Source organism: Mesorhizobium sp. BR1-1-15, assembly GCF_020165475.1.
Classification (GTDB): Bacteria; Pseudomonadota; Alphaproteobacteria; order Rhizobiales; family Rhizobiaceae; genus Mesorhizobium.
Window position 1 is genome coordinate 22,058 of the sequence record NZ_JAIUIF010000017.1, and the last position, 16,031, is coordinate 38,088.

At 64.1% G+C, this 16,031-nt stretch carries 16 protein-coding genes; 6 read left to right on the forward strand and 10 right to left on the reverse strand.

Annotated elements, in window-relative coordinates:
- The first annotated feature begins 35 nt into the window (after positions 1 to 35).
- Positions 36 to 1,109: an ABC transporter ATP-binding protein gene (locus tag LB541_RS23690; protein WP_140525502.1), complete on the forward strand. Its 1,074-nt coding sequence runs from the start codon at positions 36 to 38 to the stop codon at positions 1,107 to 1,109.
- Here LB541_RS23690 and LB541_RS23695 read toward each other — a convergent pair.
- From LB541_RS23695 to LB541_RS23720, 6 genes are all read right to left on the reverse strand, one after another.
- A complete protein-coding gene (locus LB541_RS23695; protein ID WP_224619741.1) occupies positions 1,073 to 2,383 on the reverse strand; it encodes a flavin monoamine oxidase family protein in 1,311 nt (436 codons plus the stop codon). The genes LB541_RS23690 and LB541_RS23695 overlap by 37 nt on opposite strands.
- Entirely contained in the window at positions 2,380 to 3,456 is a 1,077-nt protein-coding gene (locus LB541_RS23700; RefSeq protein ID WP_224619744.1) for an extracellular solute-binding protein, read from the reverse strand. Before LB541_RS23700 ends, LB541_RS23695 begins: the two co-directional genes overlap by 4 nt.
- A gap of 110 nt (positions 3,457 to 3,566) precedes the next feature.
- Positions 3,567 to 4,667 carry an ABC transporter substrate-binding protein gene (locus tag LB541_RS23705; RefSeq protein WP_224619746.1) on the reverse strand — a complete coding sequence of 367 codons (1,101 nt, stop codon included), beginning with the start codon at positions 4,665 to 4,667 and terminating at the stop codon, positions 3,567 to 3,569.
- A gap of 34 nt (positions 4,668 to 4,701) precedes the next feature.
- Positions 4,702 to 5,388 (reverse strand): transcriptional regulator BetI, encoded by a 687-nt coding sequence (gene betI, locus LB541_RS23710; RefSeq protein ID WP_140525480.1) that lies wholly within the window; start codon positions 5,386 to 5,388, stop codon positions 4,702 to 4,704.
- 27 nt (positions 5,389 to 5,415) lie between these two features.
- On the reverse strand, positions 5,416 to 5,595 hold the full coding sequence (locus tag LB541_RS23715) for a hypothetical protein (RefSeq protein ID WP_224619748.1): 180 nt from the start codon (positions 5,593 to 5,595) through the stop codon (positions 5,416 to 5,418).
- Between the two features lie 51 nt (positions 5,596 to 5,646).
- Positions 5,647 to 6,216 (reverse strand): class I SAM-dependent methyltransferase, encoded by a 570-nt coding sequence (locus LB541_RS23720; RefSeq protein ID WP_224619750.1) that lies wholly within the window; start codon positions 6,214 to 6,216, stop codon positions 5,647 to 5,649.
- Positions 6,217 to 6,417: 201 nt separating this feature from the next.
- Here LB541_RS23720 and LB541_RS23725 point away from each other — a divergent pair, with 201 nt between their 5' ends.
- The 4 genes from LB541_RS23725 to LB541_RS23740 are packed head-to-tail and all read left to right on the forward strand — an operon-like array spanning position 6,418 to position 11,121.
- Positions 6,418 to 8,037 (forward strand): phytoene desaturase family protein, encoded by a 1,620-nt coding sequence (locus LB541_RS23725; RefSeq protein ID WP_224619752.1) that lies wholly within the window; start codon positions 6,418 to 6,420, stop codon positions 8,035 to 8,037.
- Positions 8,024 to 9,589 carry a phytoene desaturase family protein gene (locus tag LB541_RS23730; protein WP_224619754.1) on the forward strand — a complete coding sequence of 522 codons (1,566 nt, stop codon included), beginning with the start codon at positions 8,024 to 8,026 and terminating at the stop codon, positions 9,587 to 9,589. The genes LB541_RS23725 and LB541_RS23730 overlap by 14 nt, the downstream gene beginning before the upstream one ends.
- Positions 9,590 to 9,640: 51 nt before the next feature.
- Entirely contained in the window at positions 9,641 to 10,864 is a 1,224-nt protein-coding gene (locus tag LB541_RS23735; protein ID WP_140517898.1) for an aminomethyltransferase family protein, read from the forward strand.
- 2 nt (positions 10,865 to 10,866) lie between these two features.
- Complete coding sequence (locus tag LB541_RS23740) at positions 10,867 to 11,121, forward strand: hypothetical protein (RefSeq protein WP_224619756.1); 255 nt, start codon at positions 10,867 to 10,869, stop codon at positions 11,119 to 11,121.
- A 5-nt stretch (positions 11,122 to 11,126) separates the two neighbouring features.
- Here the strand turns inward: LB541_RS23740 and LB541_RS23745 are convergent, their stop codons facing one another.
- The 4 genes from LB541_RS23745 to LB541_RS23760 all read right to left on the reverse strand — a co-directional run bounded on the left by LB541_RS23745 (position 11,127) and on the right by LB541_RS23760 (position 14,204).
- A complete protein-coding gene (locus LB541_RS23745; protein WP_140517896.1) occupies positions 11,127 to 12,185 on the reverse strand; it encodes a dipeptidase in 1,059 nt (352 codons plus the stop codon).
- A gap of 153 nt (positions 12,186 to 12,338) precedes the next feature.
- On the reverse strand, positions 12,339 to 12,638 hold the full coding sequence (locus LB541_RS23750; RefSeq protein ID WP_140500600.1) for a GNAT family N-acetyltransferase: 300 nt from the start codon (positions 12,636 to 12,638) through the stop codon (positions 12,339 to 12,341).
- Positions 12,631 to 13,260, reverse strand: a complete 630-nt coding sequence (locus LB541_RS23755; RefSeq protein WP_140517895.1) for an alpha/beta hydrolase — start codon at positions 13,258 to 13,260, stop codon at positions 12,631 to 12,633. The genes LB541_RS23750 and LB541_RS23755 overlap by 8 nt, the downstream gene beginning before the upstream one ends.
- Before the next feature lie 11 nt (positions 13,261 to 13,271).
- On the reverse strand, positions 13,272 to 14,204 hold the full coding sequence (locus LB541_RS23760) for a VOC family protein (protein ID WP_140517894.1): 933 nt from the start codon (positions 14,202 to 14,204) through the stop codon (positions 13,272 to 13,274).
- Between the two features lie 221 nt (positions 14,205 to 14,425).
- Between LB541_RS23760 and LB541_RS23765 the strand changes: the two genes are divergently transcribed.
- Positions 14,426 to 15,991: an alkaline phosphatase family protein gene (locus LB541_RS23765; protein ID WP_140561584.1), complete on the forward strand. Its 1,566-nt coding sequence runs from the start codon at positions 14,426 to 14,428 to the stop codon at positions 15,989 to 15,991.
- The last annotated feature ends 40 nt before the right edge of the window (positions 15,992 to 16,031 follow it).

Genomic DNA, 16,031 nt, shown 5'->3' on the forward strand with positions numbered 1-16,031 from the left:
AGGCCCCATCCGCACGAACCCTGTCCGAACGGACGATGATCGAGATCAACGGCGTCACCCGCAGCTACGGCGCCTTCAAGGCGCTCGACGATGCGTCCTTGACCATTCGCGAGGGCGAATTCTTCTCGCTGCTCGGCCCGTCCGGCTGCGGCAAGACCACGCTGTTGCGCATGATCGCCGGCTTCGACAACCCGACGAGCGGTTCGATTTCGGTCGGCGGCCAGCCGATGGAAGGCATTGCGCCCAATCGCCGACCGACCAACATGGTGTTCCAGAGCTATGCGATCTTCCCGCATCTCAATGTCGAGCAGAACGTCGCCTATGGCCTGAAGCGGCTGAAATTGCAGGGCGGCGAGGAGAAGCGCCGCGTCGAGGAGGCCTTGGCGCAGGTGTCGCTAACCGGTCTCGGCAAGCGGCTCGCCACCGAACTGTCCGGCGGCCAGCGGCAACGCGTCGCGCTCGCCCGCGCGCTGGTGATGCGGCCCAAGGTGCTGCTGCTCGACGAGCCGCTGTCGGCGCTCGACAAGAAGCTGCGCGAGCAGATGCAGGTCGAACTGCGCCGCCTGCAGCAGGCTGTCGGCATCACCTTTGTGCTGGTCACCCACGACCAGTATGAGGCGCTGGCCATGTCCGACCGCATCGCCGTGATGTTCGGCGGCAGGATCGCGCAGGTCGCCTCGCCCAAGGAGATCTACCAGCGGCCGGTCAACCGCCAGGTCGCCGACTTCCTCGGCGGCATGAATTTCGTCAAGGCCGAGATCGTCGAGGAGAACGGCGCCTCGCTGGTCGTCGACACGCTGGGCTTCGGCCGTGTGAAGACCGACAAGCCGAAGGCCTTCGTGCGCAATGGCGGCGGCGCCACGCTCGGCATCCGCCCGGAGCGCCTGCGCGTCCTGTGGGACAATGCGACGGCCAAGTTCGAGGTTGCCGGAAAGGTGGTCGAACGCCACTATTTTGGCGAGATCACCCATTTGATCGTCGAGATCCCCGGCCTGGAAAAGCCGCTGTCGGTAACCGAGACCAACGATTTCGGCGCCGACGATATTCCGGTCGGCACTTCGATTCGCCTCGCCTACGATCCCGAAGCCCTGGTGGCGGTGGCGGATTGACGGTCCGCGATGATCTTTCGCGCCGCTATGCGACCGGCAACGATCGCCCCTTCGACATAGCCGGGAAATGACGGCGACAGCTCCGACGATGCGAAATGAACAGGCGGCGCGCCGGCCAGGAGCACAGGTTCGGCATCGGTCGCCGCGACGTCGACGATGAGGTCGCTGTAGCCGCCGCCGCTCCAGCGGTCATGCGTCCAGTCGCGCTGGCTGAAACCCGCGATTTCGGCCGCGTCGGGACCGAGGGCTTCCACCAGTTTCCCGGTCACTTCGGCGCGCAGTGCCGCCTCGCCGAGCTCACCCCAGCGCAGGGCGAGCGGGCCGCCGACGAAGACGACCAGCGCCGCGTGGCCTTCATCCGGACTGGCATCGCAGGCGAACAGCCCCGGCGGGTCGCGCCACATCACCATGCCGCTCAAGCCGCGGCGGCGCCAGAAGGCAGCGGGGTAGCGCACCAGCACCTTGATCACGGCGCCGCTTTCCCAGACGCCGAGTGCCTTCGCCAGGGATTCGGGCAAGGCGGGTGCGAAGCCCAGTTTCGCCACCATGACCGGCGGCACCGCGACAAGTGCCGCCCGCGCTTCAATGACACCCGCCGCCGAGACGATACGAACGCCTTGCGGTCCATGCTCGATGCACGAAACGGCTGCGTTGAGCCGCAGCCGGTCGCCGAGATCGCTGGCCAGGTCCTCTGCCACTGACTGCATCGTCTCGCGCAGGAAATACTGCAGCTCCGGCACCTCATTGGTGATGCGCCGATCATTGTCGATCAGGTGCCAGAGCGGCAGTTTCTCCAGCGCCAGGCACCACAGGCCTTCGATCATCGAGCGGAAGGCTGCCTTAACGGCATCGGCATCATCCTGCCGGTCGAGCCAGGCGGCAACCGTCAGCCCGGCAATCGAGGGATCGTCCGGCGCGATCGCGTTCATCCGCTCGCGGATCGCCATCGAACCAGAATAGGTTCGCTTCGCCTCGGCGGCGGAGATTGGCGGCTGGGCGACAAACGCGCCCTCGACATGGGTTTCGACAAGCGTCCTGCCGCGCGCGTCGACAAGCGCCATCAGCTCCGGCATGTCCTCGCACAGGAACTGGCCGCCACTGTCGATGCGCTCGCCGAAGCCGATCTCCACCGATTCGACGCGCCCGCCGACACGGTCGCGCGCCTCGAGCAGCACGAAATCGACGCCGGCCTTTTTCAGCTCGAGCGCTGCCGACAGACCGGAGAAGCCGGCGCCGATGATGACGACATCGGCTCTTGCGGATCCGCTGTTCAATAGCCGGCCTTGATCTTCTCGAACTCGGCGACCATGCGCTGCTTCAGTGCCGGCGGCACCGGCTGCTGGAACAGCGTCTTGTCGAGGAATTTGTCGAGATTGTCGAAGCCGCGGTCGGCCAGCACCTGGTGATCGACCGCGGCCATGCCGGCACCGTTGCCATGGCCGTAGCCGAAGGTCTTGACCATATAGTCCGACACCCCCGGCGCATTGACCGCGCTGAGGAAATCATAGGCCTGGTCGAGCTTGCCCGGCGCGTCCTTCATCAGCACATAGCCGCACACCCAGGTCGAGATGCCTTCCTTGCTGTCGCGGTTCATGGCGATCGGCAGGCCTTGCCCCTTCAGCGTCACATAGGTCTCGTTCCAGCCCCAGACGAGATCGACCTCATTGCCGATGAAGGCCTGGTTGAGATCGGTGTCGTCGGTCCAATAGAAACGGATGTTCTTGTGCACGTCGCGAAGGAAGGCGGACGCCTCCTGGAACTGGGCATCGGTCATCCCTGTCCAGTCTTTCAGCCCGATGACCAGGCTCGCCAGCGCATAGGCGTCGTCGACATTGTCGCCGATGGTGACGCGGCCCTTGAACTTCGGGTCGGCGAAGATCCTGAGCGATTGCGCCTGCTCCGGCGTCACCTTGTCGGTGCGGTAGAGAAGCGAGGTGTTGCCCCAGTCGAATGGCATGAACCACGCTTTGCCGTCGTCGGTGGTGGCGAGATCCTTCATCGCCATGATGCCGGGATTGAGGTCTTTCCAGCCTGCTATCCTCGACGTGTCGAGCGGCTGCAGCATGCCCGCCTCGCGCCACTTGACCACGCTTTGCGAACAGGGATGCGCGATGTCGGCCTTGAAGCCGGCTCGCATCTTTTCGAAGGCCTCGTCCTCGTCGCCGAAGAAGGCGAAGGTCGGCTCGGCGCCGTATTTGGCGGCATAGGCGGGGTGCAGCAGCGGGTCCTCATAGCCGGACCAGTCGAACACGACGAGGTCGCCGCCACCTTCCGCCCAGGCATAGACGGTGCCGGCGCCGATCACGCAGGCGACGGCAAGGGCAAGGCGGCGTAGCATTGGCTTCATGGTGCGAATTCCCCCGTCGCGAAAGGCTGCCGCGAGGTTATGAGAATTCGCCTCTCTTGGCGAGCCCGCCCGCCCACCATCTCCGCAGACGGGCGGGCGGCCGAACCGGCTCAATATCCAGCTTTGATCTTCTCGAACTCGGCGATCATCTTGAGCTTGAGCTGCGACGGCACCGGCGACTGGAACAGCGTCTTGTCGACGAATTTCTGCACGTCGTCATAGCCTTTTTCCTTCAGCACGGCCTGATCGACGCCGGCCATGCCCTTGGCGTTGGCCTGGCCATAGCCCCAGTCCTTGACCAGCACCTTGGCGGTTTCGGGATCGTTGACGGCGTTCAGATAATCATATGCCTTGTCGACATTGCCGGGCGCGTCCTTGAACAGCACATAGCCGCAGACCCAGGTCGAAATGCCTTCGTTAGTGTCCTTCTTGGCCTTGATCGGCACGCCGGCGGCGACCGATTCCACGGTGGCGTCGTTCCATGCCCAGGCAAGATCGACCTCGCCGCCGCTCAAAAGCTGCACCACGTCCGTTGTGTCGGTCCAGTAGGAGCGCACGTTCTTATGCACCTGGCGCAGGAAATCCGACGCCTGTTTGAACTGGTCGTCGGTCATCTTGGTCCAGTCCTTGACGCCGATGGCGAGGCTCGCCAGCGCATAGGCGTCGTCGACATTGTCGCCGATCGACACCCGGCCCTTGAACTTCGGATCCGCGAACGCCTTCAGCGACTGCACGTCCTTGGCGTCGACCTTTTCGGAATTATAGGTGAGCTGGGTGTTGCCCCAGTCCCAGGGCATGAACCAGGCCTTGCCGTCCGCGGTCGTGGCGAGATCCTTCATCGCCATGATTCCGGGATTGAGATCTTTCCAGCCTGTGATCTTCGATGTGTCGAGCGGCCGCAGCAGGCCGGCCTCGCGCCATTTCACCACGCTCTGCGAGCAGGGATGGCCGAGATCGGCCTTGAAACCCGAGCGCACCTTTTCGAACGCCTCGTCCTCGTCGCCAAAGAAGGCGAAGGTCGGCGAATCGCCGTTCTTCTCGACATATTTCGGATGGAAGCTCGGATCCTCATAGCCGGACCAGTCGAACACGACCAGGTCTTTGTCGGCGGCAACCGCCAGGGCTGCGGCCGAGGCCGCCAGCACGCCGGTCAATGCCAGGGTCAATGTCAGGCGTCGGGCCAATGTCAGCCGCTGGATTGATGTCTTCATTGCTGTTCCATCCTCTTTTATTTTATCGATTGCTTCATGCCTTGCGACGGGTGGCGGCTGCTCCCTGGTAATGTTTAGGGAATGCGGCCGACAGGAATTCGTTGGCTGCCTGCAAGGCGCTCTCGCGGGTAGTGTCTTCGGTGCCCATCATCAAGCGCAGCCACAGTCCCTCCAGCATCGCGCTGAGCGCCAGCGCCATGACCTGCGGCTCATAGGCATAGCCGCCGCTTTGCTTGAGCGTCGCGCAAAGCTCGATGAAGATGTTCTGGTAAACGGCATCGCGGGCGCTGCTCAGCGCCTGATAGGTCGGCCGCGACTTGGCCTCGCCCCAGAAGGCGCACCAAGCCGCCAGCTTGCGCTTGTTGCAGATCGAACGGTCGAAATCGGCCGCGACCAGGGTCCGCAACTGGTCGGCGGGATCGTTCCCCGCTTTCTCCAAGGCATTGCGCCAATGCGCCGAGTACTCGTCATACATATGCTGCAAGGTCGCGATCAGCAGTTTTTCCTTGCTCTCGAAATGGAAATTGACGATGCCGCGCGACAGGCCCGCGCCATCGGCGACGTCGGCCATCGTCGTCTCCGAATAGCCGCGCTTGGCCAACGAATCGATCGTCGCCTCGATCAGCTGAAGCTGCCTGACCTCCTTGGAAGCCTTACGCCCGCGTTTCTCGGGTTCGCTCGATGCCTCGGCGGACTGCTCTTGGCGTGCTGCAATTTTCATGGGTGCGGTCATGCTCCACATCGCCGGCTAGCCGACCATCTTCGGTTTTTGCCCGCGAAGATGAGTGGGACGGTGCTCGCCACTGTCAAGCACCTTCTGCATGGCCTCCCAGGTTCGTATGTTCTTGTCGACATAGGCGGCGCCCACTGCCGCCGCGACCGTCGGATAGAGCGGCCCCTTCAGCCTTTCCAGTTCGCCCCGCGCCACCTCGCGGTACCAGGGATTCCGGTCGCGAACCGCGATCTCGGCAAAGCCCGCCTAGCGCATCGCCTGTGCGTAGCGCGCCGGCGAGGCCATCGCGAAGGACAGCCCTTCGGCGGCGACATAGGCCTTCATCTCCGGTGATGGTTCGCCGTCATGCGAGATCATCCAGTTTGATGCCGCAAAGGCGCCGCCGGCCTTGAGCACGCGGAATATCTCCGCAAACAGCGTATCCTTGTCGGCGACATGCAGCAGCGCATCCTTGGAGAAGACGACGTCGAACGACTGATCCTCGAAAGGCAACCGCCCAGGCGGCGCCTGGATGAAGCTGGCGCGGTCGGCAAGCCCGCGGGAGGCTGCCCGGCGCCTGGCCGTTTCGATCACCGGCCGCTCGACATCGAAGCCGGTGACGTGCGCGGCGCCATGCCGTTCGACCAGATGCAGCGTGATGCCTCCGGACCCGCAGCCGATGTCGAGCACGGTCTTGCCTGCGAGCGAAAGTCCCTCGAGCACGCGGTCGACTTCGTCGGGCCCGCCCGGCGACAGGTAGCCGTCGCCCCACAGCGCCTCGAGGAAGCGGATGGCGGCTCCGTCATACTCCGGCTCGGCCTCGGCCGTTTCGATCATCAACCCTCGATCCCCAATCGACGAATGTCCGTCTCGAACGCCTGCAAAGCCTAGCCCATGTCTGGGAAAACGCAACATCATTTGTTGAACATTCATTCAATATGGCTGGACAAAACGACGACTACCGTGCCAAATTTCGCGCATTGAGGGGACGGATTACGCCAAAATGAACAGCGGATCGCATGGAAAGACTGGGCCAAAATGAAAGCTTGGGGTGCGATCGTCATCGGCGGCGGACACAACGGACTGGTCAACGCCTGCTATCTCCAGCGCGCCGGGCTCGACGTGCTGGTGGTGGAGAAGAATCCCTGGGTCGGCGGCGCCGCCACCAGCCGGGAATTGACGTCGGGCTTCCTCTATTCCAACTGTTCCTATGTCTGTTCGCTGTTTCGCCCTGAAATCATGCGCGACCTCGAACTGCCGCGCTTCGGCCTGCAGGTTATCTCCTATGAGGGCGGCGCGGTGTTCACCAGGGATGGCGATTATCTCGCCAATTACCGGGACCATGATGCACACCGGCGCGAATTTGCGCGCTTCTCGAAACGCGATGCCGAAGCCTACGACCGTTATGCGCGCGACGTGACGCGCCAGTGCCGTTTCATCCAGCCGCTGTTGATGCGCACCGCGCCCGACCCGACCAGTCTGCGGCCGCGGGATCTGGGCGAGCTCCTTTATCTGGGCAAGAAATTCGCGGGCCTGTCGGCGGAGGAAATGGCGCTGACGCTGCGCTTCTGGACCATGTCGATCTCAGACTTCCTCGATGAATATTTCGAGACCGATGTCATCAAGGCCAATTTCGCTTTGTCCGGCATCATCGGCACGGCGCTCGGTCCGATGTCGCCCGGCACGGCTTATGTGCTGCTGCACCACTATATGGGCGAGGTCGACGGCTCGGTCGGCGCCTGGGGCTATGCGCGCGGCGGCATGGGCGCGGTGACAAAAGCGCTGGCGGCATCCTTCAAGGCGTCGGGTGGAACCATTCGCACCGGCGCCGAGGTCGACCATGTTCTGGTGAGCCGCGGCAAGGCCAAGGGTGTGGTGCTGGCTGGCGGTGAGGAGATCCGTGGCAAGCTCGTCGTCTCCAACGCCGACGTGAAACGAACCTTCCTGAAACTGGTCGAGGAAAAGGAACTGCCCGAGATTTTCCTGCGCCGGGTCAGGAACTTCAAGATCCGAGGTTCGTCCGGCAAGGTCAACATCGCGCTGGACTCGATGCCCGAATTCCCAGCTCTGCCGAAGGATTCGCCGGTTTATCGCGGCGACATGCATTTCACCGATTCGATGGAGCGGATGGAGCGCGCCTATGACGACTGGAAGGCCGGGCGCTGGTCGGCCGACCCCTTCCTCGACATGGTCATCCCGACGACGCTCGACCCGACGATGGCGCCGCCGGGAAAACACTTCATGAGCTGCTTCGTGCAATACGCGCCGCCCAAGGTGAACGGCCATGAATGGACCGACGCCGATCGCGACGGATTCGCCGAAAGCGTGATTGCGCAGATTGCCGACTACTCGCCCGGCTTTCGCGACCGCATCGTCCACATGGAGGTGCGCACGCCGCGCGAAATCGAGGCCGAGGTCGGGCTCACCGAAGGCAACATCTTCCAGGGCGAACTGACCTTCGACCAGCTTCTGTTCAACCGCCCGGTGCCGGGCTACGCGCAATACCGCTCGCCGGTCGGCGGGCTTTACATGTGCGGCTCCTCGACCCATCCCGGCGGCGGCGTCATGGGCGCGCCCGGGCGCAATGCCGCGGCCGAGATCCTGCGCGATCTCGCCAAATCGATCTCACATATGAGCCCGGCCCATGACGTCATATGATGCAATCGTCATTGGCGGCGGCCATAATGGCCTCGTCACTGCTGTCACGCTGGCGAAGGCAGGGCGCAAGGTGCTGCTGCTGGAAGCTGGGAACGATCTCGGCGGCGCCGCGCGCACGGAGGAATTCGCGCCGGGTTTTCATGTCTCATCGATCGCCCATCTGCTGAACAGGCTGCACCCCGACGTGGTGAAGACGCTGGAGCTGGAGAAGCATGGCTTGCGGATCACCCCAGACGACTTCGCGCCGTCGGTTGCGCTGTCGATGGACGGCCCCTCGCTGGTCCTGCACGGCGCCTATGGCGAAATGCTGACCGGTGCAAGTTCGTCGGAGCAATCGGCGTGGAAGCAGTTGCGCGCGCAACTGCTGCGCTACGCCGGCGTCCTGGAACCCTTCCTCTCGCGTCGTCCGCCCGATCTGGCCGGCATGTGGCTGCTGGAGACGGCGGCGCTCGGCCAGACCGCTCTGGCGCTGAAAAGGCTCGGCAAGGAAGACATGCGCGATTTCCTGCGCGTGCTCTTGATGAACGTCGCCGACCTGCTCGACGAGCAGCTTGCCGACATCAGGCTGAAAGGGCTGCTTGCCTTCGACGCGACGCTCGGCAGCCATCTCGGTCCGCGCTCGCCCACCTCGCTGCTCGGCCTCTATTACCGGCTGGCCGGCGAGGCCGGCGGTGTGGCCGGCGCGCAGATAGTGCCGAAGGGCGGCATGGGCGCGGTGATCGCCGCCATCCGCGCCTCGGCCGAAAAGGCCGGCGTGAACGTCCGCACATCGGCGCCTGTCGCAAGGATCATTGTCGAGAAAGACCGCGCCGTCGGTGTCGCATTGGACAATGGCGAGGTGCTGCGCGCCAGGACGATCGTCTCCGCGACAAATCCGGCGACGACTTTGCTCGACCTTGTCGGTCCACGCGAACTCGACACCGGCTTCGTGCGCAAGGTGAACAACATCCGCATGAAGGGTGATGTCGCCAAGCTTCACCTGGCGCTCGACAGGCCGCCGCAATTCACAGGTGCCGATGCCGCCGGCCACAGGGGGCGGCTGGTTATCGCCCCCTCGCCCGATCATGTCGAGCGCGCCTTCAATCCATCCAAATACGGCGCGTTCTCGCCCGAACCGGTGATGGAGATCACGCTGCCAAGCCTCGCCGATCCATCGCTCGCGCCCGACGGCGCCTGCGTGCTGTCGGCGGTGGTGCAATACGCGCCCTATGCTCTGAAAGAGGGATGGGGCGCCGGCAAGGCGAAATTCCTGGAGGCAATCATGGCTCAGCTCGAAGCCTACGCGCCAGGCATCGGCAAGACGGTGCGCCACACCGAGCTCTTGACGCCCGCCGACATCGAAACGCGCTACCGCATGCCGGGCGGCCACTGGCACCACGGCGAGTTGCAGGCCGACCAGATGCTGATCTCGCGCCCGGTCTCGGGCTGGTCCGGCTACGACACACCGCTCGACGGGCTGTTTCTCGCCGGTGCCGGTTCACATCCCGGCGGCGGCGTCTCCGGCGCACCTGGATTGAACGCCGCTCGACGCATCATTGCGATGAAGGGGTAAGGCGATGTTTCAGTTGGCGGCAGTCGCGTTCTACGGCGAAGGATCGCCAGCATGAATCAGCAACCATCATCCGCCCGCATCGCCGCCCAATCCCACTTCCGCACGTTGCGTCTCGGCACGCCTTTCCAGCCGCGCATCGATGCTCTGGCCAAGACCCAGGATTGGTACAACTGGGCGGGCTACCGCGCCCCCCATTCGCTGTGGGACGAGGAGCTCGAATATTTCGCCATTCGCAGCCAGTCGGCGCTCTTCGACATCTCGCCGATGACCAAGTACCGCGTCGAGGGACCGGACGCCCAGGCCTTCCTCGACCGCGTCACGCTGCGCGACGTGACCAGGCTGAAGCCGGGCCGCGTCCATTATACCGCATGGTGCGACGACGAGGGCTTCGTCCTCGATGACGGCACGCTGTTCCGGCTCTCGCCGATGCGGTTCCGGCTGTGCTCGCAGGAGCGGCATTTGCCTTGGCTGCTCGACAGCGCCATCGGGTTCGATGTGACGGTGGAGGAAGAGACCGAAGCCGTCGCGGGCCTGGCACTGCAAGGTCCGACCTCTTTCGCCGTGCTGCGTGATGCCGGTTTTGCCGATGTCGGAAAGCTGAAGGCATTCGACCTCGCCGAATTCCCGCATGATGGCGAAACCGTCACCATCTCGCGCACCGGCTTCACCGGCGACCTCGGCTATGAATTGTTCATGCCGGTCGACAAGGCGCTGAGCCTGTGGGACCGGCTGATGGCGGCCGGCGAACTGCGCGGCATCCGCGCCATCGGCTATACCGCGCTCAACCGCGCCCGGATCGAGGCCGGGCTGATCGTCGCCAATGCCGACTTCACGACAGCCGAACACGCCATCCGTGCCGACCGCTTGCGCATGCCCGACGAGATCGGGCTCGGCTTCATGATCGACCTGGAAAAGGCCCATTTCAACGGCCGTCGCGCCATCTTCGAGGGACGCGCCAAGCGCACGCTGCGGCATGTGCTGGTCGGGCTGGAGATCGAAGGCAACATCCCGGCCGAACACGCCATCGTCTATCACAGAAAAAGCCAGGAGGTCGGGCTGGTCAGCGCCGCCATGTGGTCGCCGATGGCCAAGCGCAACATCGCCATCGCTTCGCTGGCGCGACCACATGGTGATACTGTCGTCGACGACCTCTGGGTCGAGATCTACGCCATGCGCGAGCTGCAATACCAAAAGCTGATGAAGCGGGCCAAGGTGGTGCCGCGGCCGTTCATCAAGCTCGATCGTCGCACCGCCAATCCGCCGGCGGATTTCTGACCATGGGCGAGGAAGCCGACAAGCAGCAAGAAGAGGCGGCCGAACAGTGGGAACTGGTCAACACGCCACTCGGCGAAAAATGGTCGGGCCGCACACGCTATGCCGCCGCCATGTTCTTCTACAAGCGCGGCGAGATGAGCGCCGAGACGCTTGAGGTCTACCGCATCTGCGCGTGGCTCGATTCGGAAAACCCGCTGCCGATCATCCGCGACCGCGGCGTCGGCAAGGACTGGCTGAAGCGCATGGGGTTCGGCTGACCTGCCTATCCTATGGTTTTCTCCAGCATGGCCAGCCAGTTTCGGTAGGCGATCTTTTCGATCAGCGCGCGGCCGAAGCCGCGTGCGGCGAGCGCATCGATGAGCTTCGGCAGACCGGCGGCGTCGCCAATGACGGCCGGGATCATGGCTCCGTCGAAATCGGAGCCGAGGCCAACCCCATCCTCACCCAGCGCCTGCAGCAGGGAATCGATGTGGCGCACCATGATGTCGAGGCCGGTATCGGCATTCATCTTTCCGTCCTCGCGCAGGAAGCCGGTGGCGAAGTTCAGCCCGACCATGCCGCCGGTTTCGCGAATCGCGCCGAGCTGCCAGTCGGTGAGATTGCGTGAGTGGCCGCAGATCGCATGCACGTTGGAATGGGTCGCGACCAGCGGCGCATCGCTGAGCGCGGCGACATCGCGAAAGCCCTTCTCGTTGAGATGCGACAGGTCGATCATGATCCTGAGTTGGTTGCAGGCCTTGACCAGCGCCTTGCCGGCATCGGTCAAGCCGGGACCGGTATCGGGCGAGGACGGAAAGCGGAACGGCACGCCATGGCCGAAAGCGTTCGGGCGGCTCCAGACGATGCCGAGAGAGCGCAAGCCGGCGGCATGCAGCACGTCGAGCATGGTGAGTTCGGGATCGATCGCCTCGACCCCTTCGATATGGAATACCGCAGCGATCGAGTCGCGCGCCATGGCGCCGCGCACATCTGCGGCATTGCGGCAGACGCTCAGCGCTCCGGCCCGTTCCAGCCTGAACAGGATCGAGGCCATCGCAATCGTCGAGGCCAGCGCATCGCTGTGCGGGAGTTCGGGCGGCAAAGGCTCGGCATCGCTGGGCGTCGACGGGACAGCGCCGCGCCGGCCTCTCTCGACAGGGGGCGGGAAGATCGCGAACATGCCGCCGGCAAACCCGCCGGCCCGTGCGCGCGGCAGGTCGATATGGCCGCCCGATTTCCCTTCCATGAACAGCTTTTCGACGTCCGGGTCTTTCGACTGATAGAGTCTGAGCAGCGTGTCGTTATGGCCGTCGAAGACGGGAACGAGATCGGTTTCGGTCATGAAGGGATCATTCGGTTCGATGTGTCGCACGCCGCCCGCGATATATCATATCTACTTAGGCAAGATGGGCCGAGCGTGCAAATGCCAAAGCCGTGCTGGCCTATCACACTGTTTTACTCCCGCGGGTCCCGACTGGTAAAGCGCCGGCTGATCCTACCCCTTCAGCACGTCGGCCCACTCCGGATGACGGCGGAACTGGGCGTTGGCGAAGGGACAGAGCGGGATGATCTTCTTGCCCGCCGCGCGCGCATCCTCGACGGCGCGGGTGACGAGCCGAAGCCCGGCACCCTGGCCGCGAAACGCGTCGGGTACTTCGGTGTGGTCGATGATGATCTGGTGCTCGCCGATCCTGGTGAAGGTCATCTCCGCCTCGGCGCCGCCCGGACCACGCAGCACGTAGCGGCCCTTGGAACCACGATCTTCGAGTTCGATCTCCGGCAGTTGGTCAGGCATCACTTACTCCTTGGGCCACGCCGGCAAGGAGCCGCCGCGCCGCCTCGATTTCGTTCGGCCGCACTTCGTGCCCGCCTTCATGCCACTCCACTGTGACATCGGCGCCATCGGCGCGCAAATAGGCTTCGAGCCGCGAAGTCAGGTTCGGCGGACAGATCGGATCCCGCCTGCCGGCGGTCACCAGAATGCGGCGCCCGGCAAGACTGCCGTTCACCTCCGGTTCGAACGGGATCAGCGGGTGCATCAGCACCGCCGCGTCGAACAGGTCAGGGGCTTCGAACAGCAGCGACGCCAGGATGTTGGCGCCGTTGGAGTAGCCGAGAGCGTGTATCGCCGACGGCTTCGCCGCTGCTATCTGCGCCTTGACGAAGCCCGCCATCTTCCGAGTCGCGCGCGCCAGGTCCTGCATGTCATAGACGCCCTCGCCGGTGCGACGGAAAAAGCGCGCAGCGCCTTGTTCAGACACATCGCCGCGTGGCGAGATGATGGTTGCCTGGGGCGCGAGATCGCGCCCCAGCGAGACGAGCTGGCCCTCGTCGCCTCCGGTGCCATGGAAGACGAAGAGCAGCGGACCGCCCGGCGAACCGGGCAGCACCTTGTGGATGTAGCTGTCTGTGCTCATGACCCCGCCCCTCAGTCTTCCAGCTTCTGCAGATGCTTTTCGAGATAGGGCCGCAGGTGCTGATGCTGCGCCGGCAGCTTCAAGGCTTCACCGAGATGGGCGGTGTCCTCGTCGCGGTCGAAGCCCGGCTCGTTGGTGGCGACTTCGAACAGAACGCCGCCCGGCGTGCGGAAATAGATCGCCCAGAAGTAATCGCGGTCGATCACTGGCGTCACCTGGTAGCCGGTATCCATCAGCGCCTTGCGCACTTCGAGCTGCCTGGCTCGATCCTCGACGGCGAAAGCGACGTGATGGACCGAGCCCGCGCCGAGATCGGCAAAGGCGGCACCGGGTAGCGATTCGATGTCGACGACGTCGGCGCCATTGCCGTTCCTGATCGCCAGCCGCCTGACATTGCCGGATTTGTCGAGCTCCTCATAGCCCATGAACTTCAAGAGTTCCTCGGTGGCGCCGCCATCCTTCAGGCGCAGCGACACGGAGTGAAAGCCCCGGATCGCCTCGTCGGCGGGAATGCCGCCCTTCACCCATGGCGCGCGCGTGTCGGCCCTGTCCTCGACGAGCGCGAAACCGTCGCCGTCCGGTCCGGCGAAGGCCAGACGCTTCTCGCCAAAGGTCTCTTCGCGCGACAGGCCGGCGATACCTTCCTCGGCGAAGCGCCTTTCCCAATAGGCGAGCGTGCCTTCCGGCACCGAATAGGCGGTGGTGCCGACTTCGCCGACGCCGTGACGGCCCTTGCCGATATTGGGAAACGGAAAATAGGTCATCACCGAACCCGGCGTGCCGAGCTCGTCGGCATAGTAGAGGTGGTAGACGTCGGGCGCGTCGAAATTGACCGTTTTCTTGACCCGGCGCAGGCCGAGCTTCCCAGTGAAGAACTCATTGTTCTGGCGGGCATCGCTGGCCATCGAGGTGACGTGATGCAAACCCTTGATCTGGTCGAGCATGAGTGCTGCTCCCTTGTTCTATTGCGGCCCCTGCCGCTGTCCTCGCCAATATGAGCATCGGCCTGTTCCCGTCAAAGGCGACAAAGACGGGATGGACTGTACTCTGGAAGTGAACAATCGAAAGCAGTTTGTTCACCGAACCACCAGCAGCCCGGGCTTGCGCCGGGGCGGGATTTCGGTTCCATGAGCGACGCTCGCACATTAGCCAAGGATTATCGCCAGTGACCGGAAAAGGCAGGCGTCCGAACGTTCTCCTGATCACCTGCGACCAATGGCGCGGCGATTGCCTTTCGGCGGCCGGCCATCCCCTGGTGAAGACGCCGAATGCCGACGCATTGGCAGCGGAAGGCGTATTGTTCAAGCGGCACTATGGCGGCGCGGCACCCTGCTCGCCGGCCCGTGCCTGCCTCTATACCGGCCTCTACCAGATGAATAACCGGGTTTGCCGCAACGGCACGCCGCTCGATGCCCGTCACGGCAATATAGCGCTTTCGGCGCGCGCGCTGGGCTACGATCCGACGCTGTTCGGCTACACCGACGTATCGCTGGATCCGCGCCGGCTCGCTCCGGCTGATCCGCGGCTGCGAAGCTATGAAGGCGTGCTTCCTGGTTTCACGGTGCGCCAATTGCTGCCAGAGCATCAGAAGCAGTGGCTGTCATGGCTGGGAATGCAGGGCATCGATACCGACGCCGGCTCCCCCGCGATCCATCGACCGGCGAACGGGGCAGGCGACGCCGGCTCCGTGACGACTGCGCCGCCCGTCTATTCGAAGGAGCAGACGCCGACGGCTTTTCTTGCCGGCGAATTCATCCGATGGCTGGGCGAACAGGATCATGCCGCGCCCTGGTTCGCGCATCTCTCTTTCATCAGCCCACATCCGCCCTTCATCGCGCCTGCACCATACGACGCGATGTACGACCCCGCCGACGGCCCCGGCTTTCGCCGCGCGGCAGGCTGGCAGAAAGAGGCGGACAGCCATCCCTATCTCGCCTACGATTTCGGCAGGCAGAAAAAGCACAAGTTTCGACCTGGCGCCGCCGGCAGCGTACATGACTGGAGCGAGGATGATTTCCGCCGCATCCGCGCGATCTATTACGGCATGATCTCGGAAGTCGATGCGCAGCTCGGCCGTATCTGGCAGGCGGTCAAGACGGCGGGCGCGTGGGACGACACGATCGTTGTGCTTACCTCCGACCATGCCGAGATGATGGGCGACCATTTCATGCTGGGCAAAGGCGGCTTCTTCGACGCTAGCTATCATATCCCCCTGGTCATCCGCGACCCGCGTCACGGCCACACCGCAGGCGTGGCCGTCGACCGCTTTACCGAGGCGGTGGACATATTGCCGACCTTGCTCGACCTGCTGGGCGGCGAACCGGCGCCGCATCTCGACGGTCACTCGCTGCGGCCGTTCATCGTCGGCGAGGAGCCGTCGGACTGGCGCGACGCCGCGCATTGGGAATTCGATTTTCGTTCGATCGCGGAAGGCGAAGCCGAACGGCATTTCGGCCATGCCTCGCGCCAGTGCAATCTCGCCGTGATCCGCACGGAAAAATTCAAATATGTGCATTTCGGCGGCGGCCTGCCGCCCTTGCTGTTCGACCTGGAGAAGGATCCCGCCGAGCTCGCCAATCTCGCCGCCGATCCCGCCTATCTCCCGACCAGGCTCGAGTTCGCCGAACGGCTGCTTGCCTGGCGGGCCGAACATCTCGACCAGTCGCTGGCGCTGGCGGAGCTGACCAGGGATGGCGTTGTGGGCTATGTAAGTAGGGCAGTAGGGGAATAGGGAATCCCTACTGCCCTACTGCCCTACTGCCCTACTGCCC

Bases quoted from the DNA above. Each gene is read 5' to 3' on its own strand.
- LB541_RS23690 (WP_140525502.1), top strand. From the start codon at position 36: ATGATCGAGATCAACGGCGTCACCCGCAGCTACGGCGCCTTCAAGGCG.
- LB541_RS23730 (WP_224619754.1), top strand. From the start codon at position 8,024: ATGACGTCATATGATGCAATCGTCATTGGCGGCGGCCATAATGGCCTC.
- LB541_RS23740 (WP_224619756.1), top strand. From the start codon at position 10,867: ATGGGCGAGGAAGCCGACAAGCAGCAAGAAGAGGCGGCCGAACAGTGG.
- LB541_RS23720 (WP_224619750.1), bottom strand. From the start codon at position 6,216: ATGATCGAAACGGCCGAGGCCGAGCCGGAGTATGACGGAGCCGCCATC.
- LB541_RS23760 (WP_140517894.1), bottom strand. From the start codon at position 14,204: ATGCTCGACCAGATCAAGGGTTTGCATCACGTCACCTCGATGGCCAGC.
- betI (WP_140525480.1), bottom strand. From the start codon at position 5,388: ATGAAAATTGCAGCACGCCAAGAGCAGTCCGCCGAGGCATCGAGCGAA.
- LB541_RS23735 (WP_140517898.1), top strand. From the start codon at position 9,641: ATGAATCAGCAACCATCATCCGCCCGCATCGCCGCCCAATCCCACTTC.
- LB541_RS23700 (WP_224619744.1), bottom strand. From the start codon at position 3,456: ATGAAGCCAATGCTACGCCGCCTTGCCCTTGCCGTCGCCTGCGTGATC.
- LB541_RS23705 (WP_224619746.1), bottom strand. From the start codon at position 4,667: ATGAAGACATCAATCCAGCGGCTGACATTGGCCCGACGCCTGACATTG.
- LB541_RS23750 (WP_140500600.1), bottom strand. From the start codon at position 12,638: ATGCCTGACCAACTGCCGGAGATCGAACTCGAAGATCGTGGTTCCAAG.
- LB541_RS23745 (WP_140517896.1), bottom strand. From the start codon at position 12,185: ATGACCGAAACCGATCTCGTTCCCGTCTTCGACGGCCATAACGACACG.
- LB541_RS23755 (WP_140517895.1), bottom strand. From the start codon at position 13,260: ATGAGCACAGACAGCTACATCCACAAGGTGCTGCCCGGTTCGCCGGGC.
- LB541_RS23725 (WP_224619752.1), top strand. From the start codon at position 6,418: ATGAAAGCTTGGGGTGCGATCGTCATCGGCGGCGGACACAACGGACTG.